At 60.3% G+C, this 267-nt stretch carries 1 protein-coding gene; it reads left to right on the top strand.

Annotation, left to right across the window (positions count from 1 at the left end; translation table 11 throughout):
• The coding region (locus tag EOD29_RS32210; protein ID WP_127248834.1) for a cytochrome P450 at positions 1 to 267 on the top strand (267 nt) is incomplete at both ends.

Here is a 267-nt window from a genome sequence, read left to right as displayed (position 1 = left end):
GATGGATCTGATGCGCGCTCCGTCCTGGGTTCCACGTGTGACACGCATCGGCGGCCAGAAAGTGCTGGAGAAATTCCGCGCTATCGTGCGCAACACGATGGATATGCGGCTCGCAAAGATGAAGGCTGACCGCAGCGCTGTGCCCGAAGATTTCCTGACCCTGCTCTTGGAGCAGACCGGCCCCGAGGGGCTGACGAAGGAGGAGATCGAAGACAATATTCTGACTTTCATCGGCGCCGGCCATGAGACGACAGCCCGGGCTTTGGC

This window comes from Mesorhizobium sp. M1A.T.Ca.IN.004.03.1.1, from assembly GCF_003997555.1.
Classification (GTDB): Bacteria; Pseudomonadota; Alphaproteobacteria; order Rhizobiales; family Rhizobiaceae; genus Mesorhizobium.
The sequence above is the reverse complement of the archived record's forward strand: the minus strand, read 5'-3'. Positions and strand labels throughout refer to the sequence as shown.